This window comes from Sulfitobacter profundi, from assembly GCF_042661425.1.
Classification (GTDB): Bacteria; Pseudomonadota; Alphaproteobacteria; order Rhodobacterales; family Rhodobacteraceae; genus Sulfitobacter; species Sulfitobacter profundi.
In genome coordinates this window covers 2,430,525-2,445,301 of sequence record NZ_JBHSWA010000001.1, presented here as the reverse complement: position 1 = coordinate 2,445,301, position 14,777 = coordinate 2,430,525, and the positions used below count along the sequence as shown (strand labels likewise).

Annotated in this window: 17 protein-coding genes and 2 pseudogenes; 7 read left to right on the top strand and 12 right to left on the bottom strand. The window is 62.3% G+C overall.

The annotated features are described in order from the left end of the window. Positions 1-152: 152 nt before the first annotated feature. Positions 153-1,673 carry a hypothetical protein gene (locus ACFQAU_RS12790; RefSeq protein ID WP_386282665.1) on the bottom strand — a complete coding sequence of 507 codons (1,521 nt, stop codon included), beginning with the start codon at positions 1,671-1,673 and terminating at the stop codon, positions 153-155. A 130-nt stretch (positions 1,674-1,803) separates the two neighbouring features. Between ACFQAU_RS12790 and ACFQAU_RS12785 the strand changes: the two are divergent. After that, positions 1,804-2,549: pseudogene (locus ACFQAU_RS12785) on the top strand (WecB/TagA/CpsF family glycosyltransferase). A 3-nt stretch (positions 2,550-2,552) separates the two neighbouring features. On the opposite strand, the pseudogene ACFQAU_RS12780 reads toward ACFQAU_RS12785, so the two are convergent. From ACFQAU_RS12780 to ACFQAU_RS12760, 5 genes and pseudogenes are all read right to left on the bottom strand, one after another. Beyond that, positions 2,553-3,484 (bottom strand): annotated as a pseudogene (locus tag ACFQAU_RS12780) (glycosyltransferase family 2 protein). Then, the gene (locus ACFQAU_RS12775; protein WP_240791612.1) at positions 3,481-4,572 is read right to left on the bottom strand and encodes a glycosyltransferase family 2 protein; all 1,092 of its coding nucleotides are present in this window, start codon (positions 4,570-4,572) and stop codon (positions 3,481-3,483) included. The pseudogene ACFQAU_RS12780 and the gene ACFQAU_RS12775 overlap by 4 nt, the downstream one beginning before the upstream one ends. 43 nt (positions 4,573-4,615) lie before the next feature. After that, positions 4,616-5,371 (bottom strand): diguanylate cyclase domain-containing protein, encoded by a 756-nt coding sequence (locus ACFQAU_RS12770; protein WP_386282660.1) that lies wholly within the window; start codon positions 5,369-5,371, stop codon positions 4,616-4,618. A gap of 11 nt (positions 5,372-5,382) precedes the next feature. Then, complete coding sequence (locus tag ACFQAU_RS12765) at positions 5,383-5,640, bottom strand: hypothetical protein (RefSeq protein ID WP_386282657.1); 258 nt, start codon at positions 5,638-5,640, stop codon at positions 5,383-5,385. Then, the gene (locus ACFQAU_RS12760) at positions 5,637-6,221 is read right to left on the bottom strand and encodes a heme NO-binding domain-containing protein (RefSeq protein ID WP_120351492.1); all 585 of its coding nucleotides are present in this window, start codon (positions 6,219-6,221) and stop codon (positions 5,637-5,639) included. Before ACFQAU_RS12760 ends, ACFQAU_RS12765 begins: the two co-directional genes overlap by 4 nt. Positions 6,222-6,431: 210 nt before the next feature. Here ACFQAU_RS12760 and ACFQAU_RS12755 point away from each other — a divergent pair, with 210 nt between their 5' ends. Genes ACFQAU_RS12755 through ACFQAU_RS12745 form a run of 3 tightly spaced genes read left to right on the top strand, consistent with a single transcriptional unit; the run spans position 6,432 to position 7,800 of the window. Further along, a complete protein-coding gene (locus ACFQAU_RS12755) occupies positions 6,432-6,578 on the top strand; it encodes a hypothetical protein (RefSeq protein WP_161487393.1) in 147 nt (48 codons plus the stop codon). 53 nt (positions 6,579-6,631) lie between these two features. Next, positions 6,632-7,279, top strand: coding sequence for a DUF998 domain-containing protein (locus ACFQAU_RS12750; protein ID WP_162931861.1), 648 nt, complete (start codon positions 6,632-6,634; stop codon positions 7,277-7,279). Beyond that, positions 7,279-7,800, top strand: coding sequence for a DUF421 domain-containing protein (locus ACFQAU_RS12745; protein ID WP_132445140.1), 522 nt, complete (start codon positions 7,279-7,281; stop codon positions 7,798-7,800). Before ACFQAU_RS12750 ends, ACFQAU_RS12745 begins: the two co-directional genes overlap by 1 nt. A 7-nt stretch (positions 7,801-7,807) precedes the next feature. On the opposite strand, the gene ACFQAU_RS12740 is transcribed toward ACFQAU_RS12745, so the two are convergent. After that, complete coding sequence (locus tag ACFQAU_RS12740) at positions 7,808-8,503, bottom strand: HAD family hydrolase (RefSeq protein ID WP_120351494.1); 696 nt, start codon at positions 8,501-8,503, stop codon at positions 7,808-7,810. Further along, entirely contained in the window at positions 8,494-8,778 is a 285-nt protein-coding gene (locus tag ACFQAU_RS12735) for a DUF3572 domain-containing protein (RefSeq protein ID WP_132445142.1), read from the bottom strand. The genes ACFQAU_RS12740 and ACFQAU_RS12735 overlap by 10 nt, the downstream gene beginning before the upstream one ends. Positions 8,779-8,875: 97 nt before the next feature. Here ACFQAU_RS12735 and ACFQAU_RS12730 point away from each other — a divergent pair, with 97 nt between their 5' ends. Then, a complete protein-coding gene (locus ACFQAU_RS12730) occupies positions 8,876-10,282 on the top strand; it encodes a diguanylate cyclase (RefSeq protein WP_132445144.1) in 1,407 nt (468 codons plus the stop codon). 206 nt (positions 10,283-10,488) lie between these two features. Here ACFQAU_RS12730 and ACFQAU_RS12725 read toward each other — a convergent pair whose 3' ends face one another. Then, positions 10,489-10,620, bottom strand: a complete 132-nt coding sequence (locus tag ACFQAU_RS12725) for a hypothetical protein (RefSeq protein WP_276321497.1) — start codon at positions 10,618-10,620, stop codon at positions 10,489-10,491. Between the two features lie 57 nt (positions 10,621-10,677). Here ACFQAU_RS12725 and ACFQAU_RS12720 point away from each other — a divergent pair, with 57 nt between their 5' ends. After that, a complete protein-coding gene (locus ACFQAU_RS12720) occupies positions 10,678-11,604 on the top strand; it encodes a DMT family transporter (RefSeq protein WP_132445146.1) in 927 nt (308 codons plus the stop codon). Here the strand turns inward: ACFQAU_RS12720 and ACFQAU_RS12715 are convergent. Both ACFQAU_RS12715 and ACFQAU_RS12710 read right to left on the bottom strand, forming a co-directional pair. After that, entirely contained in the window at positions 11,540-12,235 is a 696-nt protein-coding gene (locus ACFQAU_RS12715; RefSeq protein ID WP_240791613.1) for a thiamine diphosphokinase, read from the bottom strand. The two genes, ACFQAU_RS12720 and ACFQAU_RS12715, sit on opposite strands and share 65 nt — an antisense overlap. Next, positions 12,232-12,627 (bottom strand): hypothetical protein, encoded by a 396-nt coding sequence (locus tag ACFQAU_RS12710; RefSeq protein ID WP_386282644.1) that lies wholly within the window; start codon positions 12,625-12,627, stop codon positions 12,232-12,234. Before ACFQAU_RS12710 ends, ACFQAU_RS12715 begins: the two co-directional genes overlap by 4 nt. A gap of 164 nt (positions 12,628-12,791) precedes the next feature. Between ACFQAU_RS12710 and ACFQAU_RS12705 the strand changes: the two genes are divergently transcribed. Next, positions 12,792-14,489 (top strand): hypothetical protein, encoded by a 1,698-nt coding sequence (locus ACFQAU_RS12705; RefSeq protein WP_386282641.1) that lies wholly within the window; start codon positions 12,792-12,794, stop codon positions 14,487-14,489. A 59-nt stretch (positions 14,490-14,548) separates the two neighbouring features. Here ACFQAU_RS12705 and ACFQAU_RS12700 read toward each other — a convergent pair whose 3' ends face one another. Beyond that, positions 14,549-14,776: a DUF2842 domain-containing protein gene (locus ACFQAU_RS12700; RefSeq protein ID WP_067626583.1), complete on the bottom strand. Its 228-nt coding sequence runs from the start codon at positions 14,774-14,776 to the stop codon at positions 14,549-14,551. Between the last annotated feature and the right edge of the window lies 1 nt (position 14,777).

The window sequence follows — 14,777 nt, the reverse complement described above, 5'->3', positions numbered from 1 at the left end:
CGCCCGTTCGACTACAGTGATGAGCCTTCAAGGTTCAATTTAAGCTTCGGGTGCAGCATACAACAGGCAAATCTGTCAAAAATGAGCCAAGAGCGTGCCCTTGGGTCTATTCTGGACAAAATCGCTTCACGGAACGGTGAGCAGATGCCAGTTCAGAAAACCGTCCGCTTTGCCTGCAGCGCAGGATTTGCGCTGGCATCAAGTGCGGTCTGCCCCCTGCGCGCCGCCGCCAGACCCTCGGCATGACCGAGGATCGCCCCGGCCGTAAGCCAAGTAAGCGGCGTCAGCGTGGCATTAAGCAACATGTCCATCATGGTAATGCCAAGGATCAAAAGCAGCGGCGCGACCCAAGGGGAGAGGCCCGCATCCCCCTGCCGGTAGAGGTGTAGCCCCATAAGAAAGATCGGCAGCGCCAAAAGACCCATCTCACAAAGATACCCGACCCAGCCGAAAGTGCCAAAAACGATGATCCAGCGGCCGTCCGGAATCGATAGGATATTGCCGTTGGTCGCATCCCGGATCAGGTTGCGCCCCCATCCACCCCAGCCGAACCACGGCTTTTCGGCTGCCCGCGCCAGCAGCCGTTCTTCGTTCATGAACCGATAGCCAAGCGAGTGCGCCCGGTCCGCGCTGATCGCCTCGGCCTGCGCGAGGATGGCATCGAGCGGCACCAGCCCGGCATTGCGCAGCATCGGATAGATCACCGCCACCGCCGCAAAGACCACCGCCAGACGGATCTGCCAGCGCGCCGGGACCAGCAGCACCATCGGCACCAAAAGCAGCGCATAGGCGATGGAGGCAAGGCTTTTGCACAGCAGCAGAACCACGCCCAAATAGGCCGCCAACAGCAGCATTTTCCAACGGTCGATCACCGGGGTCTGCCGCGCCAGCGCAACCGCCGACAACAGCGCGATACACATGAAAATCGCCAGCCACAGCGCATGCGGTAAAAACACGATGGGCCGGAAGCCACCATTGCGCATCATCTGCTCAAAGGAGTGCTGAAAGAATCCGTAGATCCAGGTGTTTAGCTGCGGAGAGAAACGAATTTCGAAGAGCGAGGGCACGGAATAGATAAGCCCGCCGATCATGAAGGCCAGCAACAGCTCGCGCAGGCCCTCTTCGTCCGCAAGGAACTGCCGCGCCAACAAGAAGGGCACCAGCATCAGCATCTGGCCGATCAAGACCGACCCGATGTCGCGGATCGACAGCCCCGGCAGGGCGTCCACGGGAAAGAGGATCGGCTCGAACCCTCGGATTGCCTGAAACAGGATCGGATCGCCATTGGTCAGCACCGTGGGCACAGCGGAAAAGACCAGCCCCACCACCAAGAACCCCGCCAAACGAGAGGCGGGCCAAAGCTGCAGTTTCTCTTGCGTGCCCAGCCAGATGATCAACAAAACGCTCAGGTTCGGGATCGACACTTTGTCGAGGCCCGGCACCAGCGGCAGGTTAAATTCGGCCAGCGGCGGCAGGAAAAGATAGCCCCCAAGATCGACCAGATCAACGCCCGCTGCAGCGGCAGGTTGCGAAACAGCCCCAGACAGACGAAGGGCCAGATCAGCAGCATCAGATAGGCGACGGGATTTGGCATGATGTCCTTCACGAAAGCCGGACGAATGCGCGGCAGGATGGGGCGGGGCGAAAATACCATCTGGCCCCAGCCCTGTCATCCCGCTAGTTTTGCGGCAGGTTCAATCTGGCACGGGCGTGGTTGATAGATGGCATGTGAAATCAATTACATAAAGCGTGCATCCTCCCCCTTGCGCCTGCCTGTGGCAGCCCAAAGGCGGGGCGCGCGGTATGAAGTATGGCAAGGGCGATGCCGCGGTGGTGGTTAATGTGGCGACAAGGGCCGCATTGTTTCAGGCCCTGCGCGCGCGCTTTGCCAAGGGCCAAGGATCGCGCTTGCCACGCTCAACCTCGACCATCTGACCAAACTGCCCCGCAATGCGGGTTTTGCCGCTGCCTATCATGCGCAGGATCTGATCGTGGCCGATGGCCGCCCCGTTGTCTGGCTGTCGCAACTGGCCAAGCAGCCGGTTGCCTTGATGCCCGGCTCTGATCTGATCATCCCGCTTTGCGAATTGGCCGCCGAGCAATCGTTGCCCATCGCGTTCTTCGGCAGTGATGAGGAAGCCCTTCACGGGGCCGCAGCAGCCCTGCGGGCCCGTGTGCCGGGGCTGGAGATTTGCCACATCGCCGCCCCGCCGAAGGGCTTTGACCCCGAAAGCGCCGAAGCGGATACCGCCCTGCGCAACATCGCCAACAGCGGGGCGCGTCTGTGTTTTCTGGCACTAGGTGCGCCCAAACAAGAGATGCTCGCCGCGCGCGGGCGTGAGGTTGCGCCGGGGGTGGGGTTCGCCTCTGTCGGGGCGGGATTGGATTTTTTGGCCGGGCGGCAGCGCCGTGCGCCGAAATGGATGCGGATGCTGGCTCTGGAATGGTTTTGGCGTGCCCTGCAGAGCCCGGCGCGGATGGTGCCGCGCTATGCGCGCTGTTTCGCGATCCTCCCGCGCCTGACGCTTGAGGCTTGGCGGGCGCGCTAGGCGTCAGCGGTATTCGATGATCCGCCCATCGCGGCGCATGTGATACTTGAGCACGCCCAAGGCTTCGGGGAATTTGCCCAGCAGGGTGAAAAAGCCCCAAGCCGCCCCCCGCGCCAGATCAACCGCAAGAGTTGCAGTGGGTAGAGCAGCATCAGCCCGACTGCGGCCCACGGCGTCAACAGCGCCAGCAGCAAAATCACCGCAGGCAAAAGCGCGCCCCAAAGCACGGCGCGGCGCGTCTCGGCCACCCAATGGCGATCGGGACCAGCGCCATGCAGCGCCGCCCCTTCGGCAAAGGCGTGACCAGCACGCAGGCTGCGCTGCCACCACTGGCTGAACCGGGTGATCTGCGCGTCATGCCATGTCATCTCGGCGTCGAGCCGCCATATCTGCCAACCCGCCCGGCGCAGCCGCTGGCACAGTTCTGGTTCTTCTCCGGCGATCATCTCTGCCCGGTAGCCACCCACGGCGCGCAGCGCCTCAAGCCGTATCAGCGCATCGCCACCACAGGCGCGCGCCTCGCCCGGCGGCGTGTCCCATTCAGCGTCGATCAGACTGTTGTAAATCGAGGTTTGGGGATGTTCCTCGCGCCGTCTGCCGCAGACCACGGCGAGTTGAGGATGCGCGCTCAGATGGGCCTCAGCCGCCGCCAGCCAACCGTCCCGCAGGATGCAATCGCCATCAAGGAATTGCACCAGCGTAATCCCTTCGCCCAATGCCGCCACGCCCGCATTGCGGGCCCGCGCGGCGGTGAAGGGCTGCTGCATGTCCAGTTCGACCACTTCCGCGCCCAGCCCCCGCGCCGCAGCGACGGACCCATCGGTTGAGCCGCTGTCGACATAGACAATCTGCGCCACCTGCCCCGCCAAAGCCTGCAAGGACCGCTCCAGCCGGGCGCCTTCATTGCGTCCGATGACAACGGCGCCGATGCTCATGCGGCATGCTCATCACGCCAAGCGGCGACATGGGCGCTGTAGCTGTCGGAGGGTACCAGAAAGCCCGCGCGGTACAGAAGTTCGACCCGGTTCCAACGCCGCGCGTCCAGCGAGAAGAGCGAGACATCGGGGTTTTGCCCGATCACCGCCATGCGGCGTGCGTCTTCGCCATGCGCCAAATTGCCTGCGCCCAGCGTCTCGGCATCCCGCGCGGCGGCGTCATTGGCGAACTTGTAGTGTTTGATCACTGCCGTCATATCCGCCACGCGCAGCCCGCAGGACAGATGCGGATGCGGCGCCGGTGTGACCTCTGGCCCGTTGAAGATCAGCGGATGTTTCGTCAGGCAACAGTTCTCTCCAAAGACCTTGCCGCGCACGCCGCCAAAGGCGAACTTCACCGCATCGTTGGAAAGATCATTATCGGCCAGCAGCGCGGAGAACGGAATCTCCGGACTGTGGTAGTCGGTTTTGCGCACCGCGCTGATGTCATAATAGAGAAAGGATTGCAGCGCTTGTTTATAGGGCACCCCCGCCGCGGCAGCGAGGCTGGTTTTAGGGAACATCTCAAGCATCTGCGCCACTAAGGCGGTATAGCCCTGCTGTTCGAGATAGGCGGTCAGCCCCTTGATGCCAATCTGACCCCGCCCTTCGAAATCAAAGATTTCATCCATATCGACATAAAGACACCAGCGATTTCTACCATAGGTCTGCGCGGGATACTGGCGGATCAGGTCTTCGTATTCGGCCAGCGGCAGGGTGCAGCGGTCGATCACAGTGCCTTTCTGCGCTTTGATCCGGGCGATGGTGTCATCGCGCGAGCCGTTGTCGATGAAAACGAAATGTTGCACGCCCATCGCGCGGTAATGGCGAAAAAAGGCGTCGAGGTAATAGCTGCCGTCGCGCACCAAGGCGATCAGCACCACCTCCCCCAGGGCCACGTCCAGTTTGCTCGGCCCGTGCAGATGCTGCAAGGAAGCGGCAAAGCGCGCCCGGCGGCGGGCGTCGTGCAGGCGTTGGCGCAGGCGGCGGAGCAGATGCAGGGGCGATTTCATGCCGTTGTGATACGACAGGCAATCTGCGCGGTCCACTGCCGCCAGGGCTTTCTGATCCGCGTCACAGCGCCCCGAGCGATTAGCTGCCACCGTTTTGACCGGGCGCGGCAGCAGGCCCGGCCACCGCCCGCAGGGCGGGGTCAAAGAATGTGTGGCGCGCACGGCCAGCGTGTTTCGAGGCATAGAGCGCGGCATCTGCATTGGCCAGAACCACCTCACGCGGTCGCCGATCGCCGCGCTGGATCCAGACCGTGCCGATGCTGGCGGAAACCTTGCAAACCTCCCCCTTGTAGCGGATTGGCTCTTCCAGCCGATCGATGATCCGCTGGCCGATCCGCCGCAATATGCCCTCGCCCCGCACATCGGGCAGAACCACGGTGAACTCATCCCCGCCCAACCGCACCACCATGTCAGAGCTTCGGGTTTCTTGTTGCATGATCCGGGCGACAACTTGCAGCACATGATCGCCCGCGGCATGGCCCAGACTGTCATTCACCGCCTTGAAGTAATCGAGATCGACATGCATCACCGCGAACCCCTCTCCGGCGGTGATCAACCGCTCCAGCACCGCGTTCAGCGCGCGGCGGTTTTTCAGCCCGGTCAGCGTATCGGTAAAGGCCTGTTCTTCTGCCGTGATCCGCGCCTCTTGCAGGCGCAGGTTCAGGCGACGGGAGGCCTCCATCGCGGCTGATTTCGCCTCCATCAGATAGAGCATCTCGATCGCCAGATCGGTGGCGGCGAAATCCGCATTGGTCAACGCATAGTCCTGCACCCCGTCGAAAATCGAAATCCCGAAAGAGAGGTTCACGATCAGCCGCCGATCCCCCAAGGGCACCAGCAGCCCCTTCAGCTCGGTCCGGGGGAATCGCGAAAGGCGAGGTGCAGCTTTACCCCCGTGGCCCGGTGCAGGTCTTTCATCCCGTCAATCCCGCGGGGCCGCTTGACGGTGACGGTTTCCAGAAAATGCCGCCCCGCCAGCGGGGACTGCGGGCGAAGCTTTTGGATCGTCGGCCCGGCGTGGCGGATCTCGCCATTGGCGGACAACAGCAGATGCATCGGACATAGTTTGTCCAGAACCGCCGGATCATGGCACCCTCCGCTCATGCCCGCGCCCCAAGCTCAAACCGGCGCCCTTCCGAGAATTCGGCCTCGACCAGAATGATCTTTAGCACCTCAATGCCATCCGATCGCCCACAGTGTTCCAACAGCACCAGCGCGCCATAGTCATCGGCCATGGCCCGCAAGACCCCCATCATAAGGTAGCCATAGCCAACGAGCGGGGCTTCGCAGATCAAGGAATACTGGCCATCGGGGTCTTCGCGCAGTTCGACCCAAGGCAAATGCAGTTCGGATAGGGCAAGGCGCGTCCGGTCCGGCAAATCGTCGAGCGATTGCAAAAAGTCACTGAAGCTCACCCCGCCAAAGCGCAGCAAACGCCGCACAGCCTCATAGCCCGGTTGCGCCACAAGAAAGGTGCCGACGTCTTCCATCACCTCGGCCCGGGGTCGGTCCAGCACGTCGCAGACCGCCTCAAGGACAGCCGGGGTGACGTGATCCGAATAGGTCAGCATCGCCTCGAATTCGGTAAAGTCCAACCCGGCCCGAGAGGCCACCTCGGCCCAAAGTCTCTGCCCGTAGTTGGCACAAAAGTAGTTCTGAATGCTGCGGTTGATAAGCCCGTGCATGACTGCCTCATTCCCATTTTTCCCGAGAGCAGATTGCCGTTGCAGTGGTTAAGATTGGCCTGATGAATACAGTTGTCAGGAAATTGCGTCGTCCACCCGGCCACGCCAAGCCCGGAATCGCACCCGGAACCGCCGCCACATTCCGCGCGTTCGGTATTGGAGAGAAGAGGCGACGCCCCGCCTCTCCCCCAGCCAGTGAGGAGCATATCCATGAGCGATGATCCCAAACACCCGAAAGACGAAGACAAGACACCGCCCAAGAAACCTCAAAAAGACCTGCACCGCCCTGAGGCCACATTGGACGAAGCCCCCGCAGGAAGCCCCAACGCCGAAGAACGCTCGCGGCTATCGGACTGAGGGTCTGGGTCTGACCTTGGTGTCAGACCTCAAGTAAAAAAGGGTGTCTAAATATGAGCAATGACGTCACAGCCCCCCGGCAGCACAGCGCGCCGGGGTTTATGATTTGTCTGGGCTGGGTCGCCATCCTTGGCTGTGTGATATTCGCCGTCTCGATCCTGATCGCGGATTTTGTGGTGCCGAATCATGACTGGATCGCCGACACGATCAGCGATTTGGGTGCGGGGCGGTATGAATTCATCGTCGACATCGGCATCTATGCCTTCTCCGCCGCGCTAATTGCCTGTGCCCTGCTTTGTGCCCATGTGCATTTCGGCGATCGGTGGTGGAGCATCGCCACCATTGGCCTTGCCCTTCTGGGGCTCATCGTTTTTCTGGTCGGCGCAAGAAACGAATACGGGGACCGCGATTCCGATGGCGTGGTGATCCATGTCTATCTGGTCTACGCGCTTGGGCTGATTATGCTCACCGTGCCTTGGCTGCTGTCGAAAGGTTTCGCTGATATCTCTGCGTTCCTTGCCAAGGCGCTCAAGGTGATCTCGCTTCTGTGGCTGGTCTCCGCCCCGCCGTTCTTCTTCCTGCCCACCGGGATCGACGGCATCTATGAGCGCTATCTGGGGCTGATTGCCATGGCGATGGTGGTGCTTTTGGGGCGGTTCTTTATCCAGCGGGGCAAGGCATTGAACGGGGGGCACGGGTGATGTTTTTCGACCACGTTCCGCTCGATATCCTCGCCCGGGCGCTCTTGCTTTCCGCCATTGCGCTGACTTGGGTGATCTTTGTGGTCCGCGTGATCGGGCTGCGCACTTTTTCAAAGATGACCGCCTTTGACTTCGTCGCCACGGTCGCCACAGGCTCGCTGCTTGCCGGGGCCTGTCAGGCCACCACTTGGCCAGAGTTTGCGCAGCCGACCTTAGCCATTTCCGCCCTGCTTGGTGCGCAATTCGTCATCGCGCGGATACGGCAAGCCTCTGACCAATTCGAAAAAGTCGTGCAGAACGAGCCTGTGATCCTGATGCGGGAGGGTGAAATTTTCGACGCCGCCCTAAGCGAAACCCGCGTCGCGCGCGCCGATCTGATTGCCAAGCTGCGGGAGGCCAATGCGCTGCGCTTTTCGGAGGTGCGTGCCGTTGTGTTGGAGACGACGGGCGATATCTCGGTCCTGCATGGGGATACCCTCGAAGAGGGAATTCTTGAGGGTGCGCGGGTGATCAAGGACTGACCCGGCCTTAAATCAACCGCCCCGGCAAATGGCCGATATCCGGCAAGACCAGATCGGCGTGCGGGGCGAGATCTTCCGCTGTGGCCGGTCCGGTCAACACCGCGATCCGCCCCATGCCCGCCACGCGCGCGGCTGCTAGATCATGAATGCTGTCGCCGACCATCGCGATGGAGGAGGCCGGCAGGCCCACATGCGTCGCAAAGGCGTGCAACTGCCCCGGAGATGGCTTGCCCCCATGCCCACTGTCGAACCCTGCGATAAAGTCGAACATATCAACCACCCCCGCCGCCAGCAGGTGCGCGCGCGCGGGGTGTTCCGCATCATTGGTCGCCACGCCGAGGCGCAGCCCCCGGTCGCGCAGTCCCTGCAAAAACGGTCTGAGCGGCACCGCCTCGCGCTGCGGCGCACGGGCCGCCTCGGCATTGATTAACTCTAGAAGGTCCGAAGGCGGCCGTTCAGGGAAATGCGGGGCCAAGGCATCGACCACCTGCTGCGGTGTGCCAGCGATGGCGATACTGTCTGGGGCAAAGCGGCGGGTGGCAAGGTCAAAGCCAATGTCTGCGCCGACCCGCGCGGCCATTTCACGCTCCCCATCACAGACCCGCAGCAAGAAGGCTTCGGCCCAAGGTTCCCAAGTCGCGGCAAAGTCAAAAAGGGTGCCGTCCTTGTCAAAGAGCAGACCCTTAACGTTTCTTAAGTCCAATGCACCTGCTCCCCACCGGGCAGCGCCGCGCGGGCTTGCATGATCCGTTCATAGGGTATCGCCAGATGGTCGCAAAACCCGATGACCCAGGCGTCGTCCATCATCAGAAAATCCAGCACAGCGCCCAGAAAAATAGGGTCGCTGGCCTCTTTCGTTAGGTCCGCTTCGGACGCGCCCGTACTGCCCAGAAACACCGGCAATAGATCATCATTCGCCGCGAGCCAGCCCAGCGCCTGAAGTGCCAAAGTTTCGGCGGAATCTTGGGTATAGGACATTGAAAACCGTCTTTTGCTGAAGGTTGGAAACCCTTTGTTAACCATTAAGGGGCAAAGACAGTCTCATCAAACTGATTTGTACGGTGAAGGAGCTGTCGTGCAAGGGACCATCCTTATTGCAGATGCGATTGCAACCAATCGGATCGCCCTCAAGGTCAAGCTCTGTGCGGCATACTATCACGTCGTGCAGGCAGAGAATATGGAAGAGGCTTTGACCTGCGTGCGGGACAACCCGCCGGATCTGGTGATCTGCGCCCTGACCCTGCCGGGTGGCGGGGCGGCGGACCTATGCCGCGCGCTCAAAGCCTCTGGCGATAGCGCGCAGCTTCCGGTGCTGGCCATCGGCAACGGCGATCAGGCGGTGGATAGGTTTGCCGCGCTCGAAGCGGGGGCAAACGACGTGTTGCTCAAACCGCTTGATTGCACGCTATTGCTAGGCCGGGCGCGCAGTCTCATCCGTGCCCGCAATGCGGCTGACGAATGGGAGATGCGCGATGACACGTCACGCGCGCTTGGGTTGGCGGAACCCGCGGCTCAATTTACGGCGGAATTCACAGCCCGCAGCCACTGTGTGATCATCCATTCCGACAGCGCGATGAGCGTGAATTGGGCCAAACACCTCCGCCCCCAACTGCGCGCGCGCCTCACCCTCGCCAACCCGGAGGAGGCCATTCGCGCCGCCGCCGCAAACGGGCCGCCAGACGCCTTTGTATTGGTCCTGCCTCAAGATCCCGTGCCTGCCACGGCGGCTCTGCGCCTAATCTCGACCCTACGCGCCAATGCGCAAACCCGCCATACCGGGCTGCTGGTGGTGCAACTGGCCCCGGATGCGGCGCTTGCTGCCACTGCCCTAGATCTGGGGGCAGACGATCTGATGACCGAAGGCTTCAACCCCGCGGAAATGGCCCTGCGTCTTCATGCGATCTTGCGGCGCAAACGGATGACGGACCAACTTCGCGATACGGTACGCACAGGGCTGAAGGCTGCCGTTTTCGACCCTCTGACGGGGCTGCACAATCGCCGCTATGCCCTGCCCCATCTGGATCACATCGCGGAACATGCCCTTGAAACCGCCCGCCCTTTTTCGGTGATGGTCGCCGATCTGGATCATTTCAAAGGCATCAATGACCGCTATGGCCATGCCGCGGGGGATTCGGTGCTGGTGCAAACGGCGGAACGGCTGCGCAACAATCTGCGCGGCATGGACCTTGTCGCGCGGATTGGCGGGGAGGAATTCCTTATCGTCATGCCGGGGACCAACCTTGCGGATGCCGAAAAAACGGCGGCGGCGATCTGTGCCGATATCGGCAATCGCGGCTTCGTCGTTCCCGGCACTCCCCTACCGATACATGTGACCATCAGCATCGGTCTCTCCGTCGGCCCGATGGAGGAAGAGGGCCGCCCGCTATCCTCGGAAGCGTTGATGGCTCAGGCGGATCAGGCCCTCTACGCTGCGAAAACCCACGGTCGAAACCGGGTGAACCTGAGCCGCCCCGCGGCTTGAACCTGAGGCCCAGAACGAAACCGGGACCAAAGGCGCCGGACGCCCTTCTGTCGGGCAAGTGTCAGTCGCATTCGCGGCGCTGGTTGCGTTTAGGACAAGACGAAAGTCCATTTGGGGGTACTAGGTTTGCATAGTCCACTGTCCACCGCCGGGTCTTCGTAAGCAGGCAATCGCAATCAACGTCCCCTTCGATGCCGGTCCTTTTGTCAGCCTTTCCACCCGCATCCTGCCTCTGCCTCTGCCTCTGCCTCTGCCTCTGCCTCTGCCTCTGCCTCTGCCTCTGCCTCTGCCTCTGCCTCTGCCTCTGCCTCTGCCTCTGCGAAAAGGACGCGATACAAATGAGCCAGCCTCAACCAAAGATTGCATTAAACACAAACCTTCCTTAGCGTAACGCAATGCAACAGGATCGGCCCCTTATCGGAATAGCCCTGATGATGGGCTTCTGCATCGTAGCGCCCGTGGGCGATGCGGTGGCCAAGCTACTGGGCGCTTCGGTCCCCTTGGGACAGGTGGTGCTGCTCCGCTTCGCCCTTCAGGCGCTGATCCTGCTTCCAATCGTGTGGTACTCTGGCCGCGTCTGGCACATGCGCGGGCGGGTGTTTCGGCTGACCCTTCTGCGCACCCTGCTGCATATGGCGGGCATTGCCGCCATGTTCACCGCGTTGAAATACCTGCCCCTCGCCGATGCCGTTGCCATTGCTTTCGTCATGCCTTTTTTCATGTTGCTGCTCGGCAAACTCATCTTAAAGGAAGAGGTCGGCCCAAGACGTTTGGGCGCGAGCATCGTTGGGTTTCTCGGCACGCTTCTCATCGTACAACCGAGTTTCGTGAACGTCGGCTGGCCCGCACTGCTGCCGATCGTCGTGGCGGTCGTCTTTTCATTCTTCATGCTGGTCACCCGCCAGATCGCCAAGGAGACGGACCCGATCAGCCTGCAAGCCGTGAGCGGGGTGATGGCTGTCGTGATGATCCTGCCTTTGCTGGCGCTCGGCGCCATCACGGAGTTCGCGCCTTTACAGATCATACAACCCGATGCCTTCGACTGGACCCTGCTGCTCGGCATCGGGGTTCTCGGTACGATCGCGCATCTGCTGATGACATGGTCCTTGCGCTTTGCCCCATCGGCCACATTGGCGCCGATGCAATACCTTGAAATCCCCTTCGCCACGCTGCTTGGTTTGCTCATCTTCTCCGACCTGCCCAATCCACTCGCAGGTTTGGGCATTCTGATCAGCGTCAGCGCGGGTCTCTACGTGATCATGCGCGAGCGGGCCACTGCGCGTGATCTGGCCGCAGCAGTTGCGCCGCCAGTGGCGCCATAAGACGACGCGGCAGGATCAGCAGCATATCGGGGCCGTCCATCTCAAGCGCGACGGGCCCCAAAGCGCGGTTCGACGTGCCAACTCGGCCACCAGGCGCAAAATCCAGCCCGTCAATCGGCCATTCCAATCTACGACTGCGCCCCGTCACCGGCGCCAATGGCATGAGAGAGACCACATCCCCCGCCCCCGTCGGTAGGGTGATGCGCGGCGGCGCGAGCAGCACGATCTCATGCGCGCCCAACAAGATGCAGGGCCGATCCGGATAGGTGGCGAGCGTATTAAAGGCCGCAAGCTGATGGTCCAGCCGCGCCCCGGTAAAACCAACCCCCAGCACCAGCGGCGCGTCGATCCGGGTCAGCGCCTTGTCGAAATCCGTGCTCTCTTGCTCGGCGACCCGGTGACACCGCTCTGATGGGATCCGTGCCAACACCTCTGCCGGGGCGGAATCGAAATCGCCGATGACCGCCGCCAATTCCACCCCTGCCGCCAGAGCCAGCGCGGCGCCACTGTCGGCCGCAACGCAGGTGGGTGCCAGCGCCAGTGCCGCGCCGATGTCTCCCTCAAAGACCTCTCCGCCGCCGAGCAGCGTGACTGGTTTGTGGTCCCGCACGATATGGTCTGAAGTGGTCAATTAGTGCCCCTTTCGGAAATCTGCCTTAATCTTGCCTTGAAATCATACGTTGAATGGCACAGATTCGAGCCGCTTTGGTCTTGGACATCGTGGTAAACGATACCTGCAACACCGCAGAGGACGAGCATCCGATGATGAACAGCAACAAAATCTTGACGGTCTCCTATGGCACTTTTTCGTGTACGCTGGAAGGCTTCGACGATTCCTTCGGCACCATGAAGGCCATTGCCGAGTATTTCCGCGATCTGGCCTCGGATGACCGTTACTTCGGTGCCGAGCCGCCACAACCGGATGCTGAGATGCTCACCCGGATCGCGCAGCGCGAAGTCTCCCGCCGGGTGCAAGCCCGTGAGCAGGAAGGCAAGATCGTGCTGAGCGCGCTGGAGAACCAAAGCGCGGAGGCTCCGGCCCAAGCGCCCCCGGCAGCAGCACCTGCCGCAGCCGCTCCGGCTCAGGCCGAAACCGCAGCGCCGCAAGCACCCGCCGCGGCAGAGCCTGCGCCCGTCCAAGAAGAAGCGCCAGCCCCCTTAAGGCTGAGATCGCCGACACCGCCGCCGTGGAAGCCCCAGCAGCAGCCGAACCTCAGATCGCTGAAGCCGTCGAAAAGGCGGAGCCCGCCCCTACCGCCGAGCCTGCACCGGCAGCCGAAGCAGAGGAAGAAGACACCAGCGACGCCGAGGCGTTCTTTGCCGCCAGCCCGCAGCCGCAGTCCCACTACGAGGATGAAGCGCAGGCCGCCAGCGTCGAAGAGACGCCCGCCGCAAGCGCCGCCCCCGCCGACAGCATCGCCGCCAAACTGCAGCGCATCCGCGCCGTGGTCGCCCAGCAGGACGAGGATGAGGCCGCAAGCTACGACGAGGAAGAAGCAGCCGCGCCCCAAGTGGCCCGTGCCACCGCCGAAACGCAGGTCGAATCCGAAGAGAGCCAAGCCGCCATCGACGCCGCCCGTCGCGACATCGAAGATGCGCTGGACGCCGATGAAGCCACAGAGATGGCGCAAGACGAAGCGGAAGAGGACGACGACGATCTCGCTGACATCCTCAACCGTCTCGAGGCCGAAGAAGAAGACGAAGCAGAAGTCGCCGAGACGGACGAAAGCCTGTTCGACGCAGAGGACGAAGAGGAACCTGAAGCCGAAGCCGCACCGGAGATCGACGCCGCCGACCTGCCCCGCAAAGGGCGCGTGATCAAGGTCAAACGCGCGGATCTCGAAGCCGCCGTGGACCGGGGTGATCTGGAAGAAGTCTCTGACCCGGCACCGCAAGAGGCACCCGCCGCAAAAGCCGAGGAAGCGCGCAGCTCTTCGCTGTCGCCCGAGGATGAAGACGAACTGGCCCGCGAATTGGCCGCGTTGGAGGCCGAACTTGGCGCGTCCACCCCGGCAGAGGCCGAGGAAACGCCCGCCCCCGCGGTCGAGATGACCGAGCCGGAAGCCGCGCCTGTTGAAGACGAACCCGCAGGCGAAGAGCCCGAAGAGGTTAAAGCCGCAGAGCAGGAACCAGCAGAGGTTGAAGCCGCAGCTGAACAGATCGAAGAGCAAGCCGAGCCTGCGCAAGCGGCCCGTCACAGCCTGCCCACCATCGACGATGAGACCGGCCCCGACATGTCGCGTCTGATGGCGGAAACCGACAGCAAGATGGACGAGGCCGAAAGCACCACGCGCCGCGATGCCTTTGCCCATCTTCGCGCCGCCGTCGCCGCGAAGAAAGCCGATGAGGCGATGGGTGGCCGCGCCACCACCGCGACCTCGGATGACGCCTACCGTGAAGACTTGGCCGATGTGGTCCGGCCGCGCCGCCCGGTGAGCCGTTCGGCCCGGACCGAGCGACCCAAGGCCGACGCCCGTTCTGCTCCGCTGAAACTGGTAGCCGAGCAGCGCATCGACGTCGACAAGCTGCGCAGCGCCGGCCCCGTGCGTCCGCGCCGTGTGGCCGCGGTGGTCGAGCCCGTCAAGACCAACCCCGATGCCGAAAGCTTTGCCGATTTCGCAGCGGACATGGGCGCCACCAAACTGCCGGAACTGCTCGAAGCTGCGGCATCCTACATGTCCTTTGTTGAAGGGCGCGACCAATTCTCCCGCCCGCAGCTGATGGGCAAGGTCCGCTCGATCGGGTTGCCGGATTTCACCCGCGAAGACGGGCTGCGCTCCTTCGGTCAACTGCTGCGCGCAGGCAAGATCGAGAAAATCAAAGGCGGGCGGTTCACCGTCTCCGATGAGATTGGCTACCGCCCCGATCACCGCGCCGTGGGTTAAACCCCCGACAAAAGTGCGGATACGAAAAAGCGCCCCGCGGGGCGCTTTTTTATTGCGTGTTACTGGTCGTCGTCCGCGTCCGGGTCCGCCTGTCCGATGCCTTTAAAGACAAATTTGAACGGCAGCGCCCAGACGATGCCAAGGGCAACATAGATGCCAAGCTCAAGCAGCACCGGCGGGCGGTCGAATTGGGCCACCGTCCAGACCGCCACCGCGATATAGCTTGGCAGCCCGATCAGCAGGATCACCAGCGCCCAACGGCGACGTGCTTTGTAGCTCAGCGCCATC

Excerpts from the sequence above, each read along its gene's own strand:
- ACFQAU_RS12790 (WP_386282665.1), bottom strand. The coding sequence starts at position 1,673 with ATGACAGGGCTGGGGCCAGATGGTATTTTCGCCCCGCCCCATCCTGCC.
- ACFQAU_RS12765 (WP_386282657.1), bottom strand. The coding sequence starts at position 5,640 with ATGAGCGGAGGGTGCCATGATCCGGCGGTTCTGGACAAACTATGTCCG.
- ACFQAU_RS12760 (WP_120351492.1), bottom strand. The coding sequence starts at position 6,221 with ATGCACGGGCTTATCAACCGCAGCATTCAGAACTACTTTTGTGCCAAC.
- ACFQAU_RS12755 (WP_161487393.1), top strand. The coding sequence starts at position 6,432 with ATGAGCGATGATCCCAAACACCCGAAAGACGAAGACAAGACACCGCCC.
- ACFQAU_RS12750 (WP_162931861.1), top strand. The coding sequence starts at position 6,632 with ATGAGCAATGACGTCACAGCCCCCCGGCAGCACAGCGCGCCGGGGTTT.
- ACFQAU_RS12745 (WP_132445140.1), top strand. The coding sequence starts at position 7,279 with ATGTTTTTCGACCACGTTCCGCTCGATATCCTCGCCCGGGCGCTCTTG.
- ACFQAU_RS12735 (WP_132445142.1), bottom strand. The coding sequence starts at position 8,778 with ATGTCCTATACCCAAGATTCCGCCGAAACTTTGGCACTTCAGGCGCTG.
- ACFQAU_RS12720 (WP_132445146.1), top strand. The coding sequence starts at position 10,678 with ATGCAACAGGATCGGCCCCTTATCGGAATAGCCCTGATGATGGGCTTC.
- ACFQAU_RS12700 (WP_067626583.1), bottom strand. The coding sequence starts at position 14,776 with ATGGCGCTGAGCTACAAAGCACGTCGCCGTTGGGCGCTGGTGATCCTG.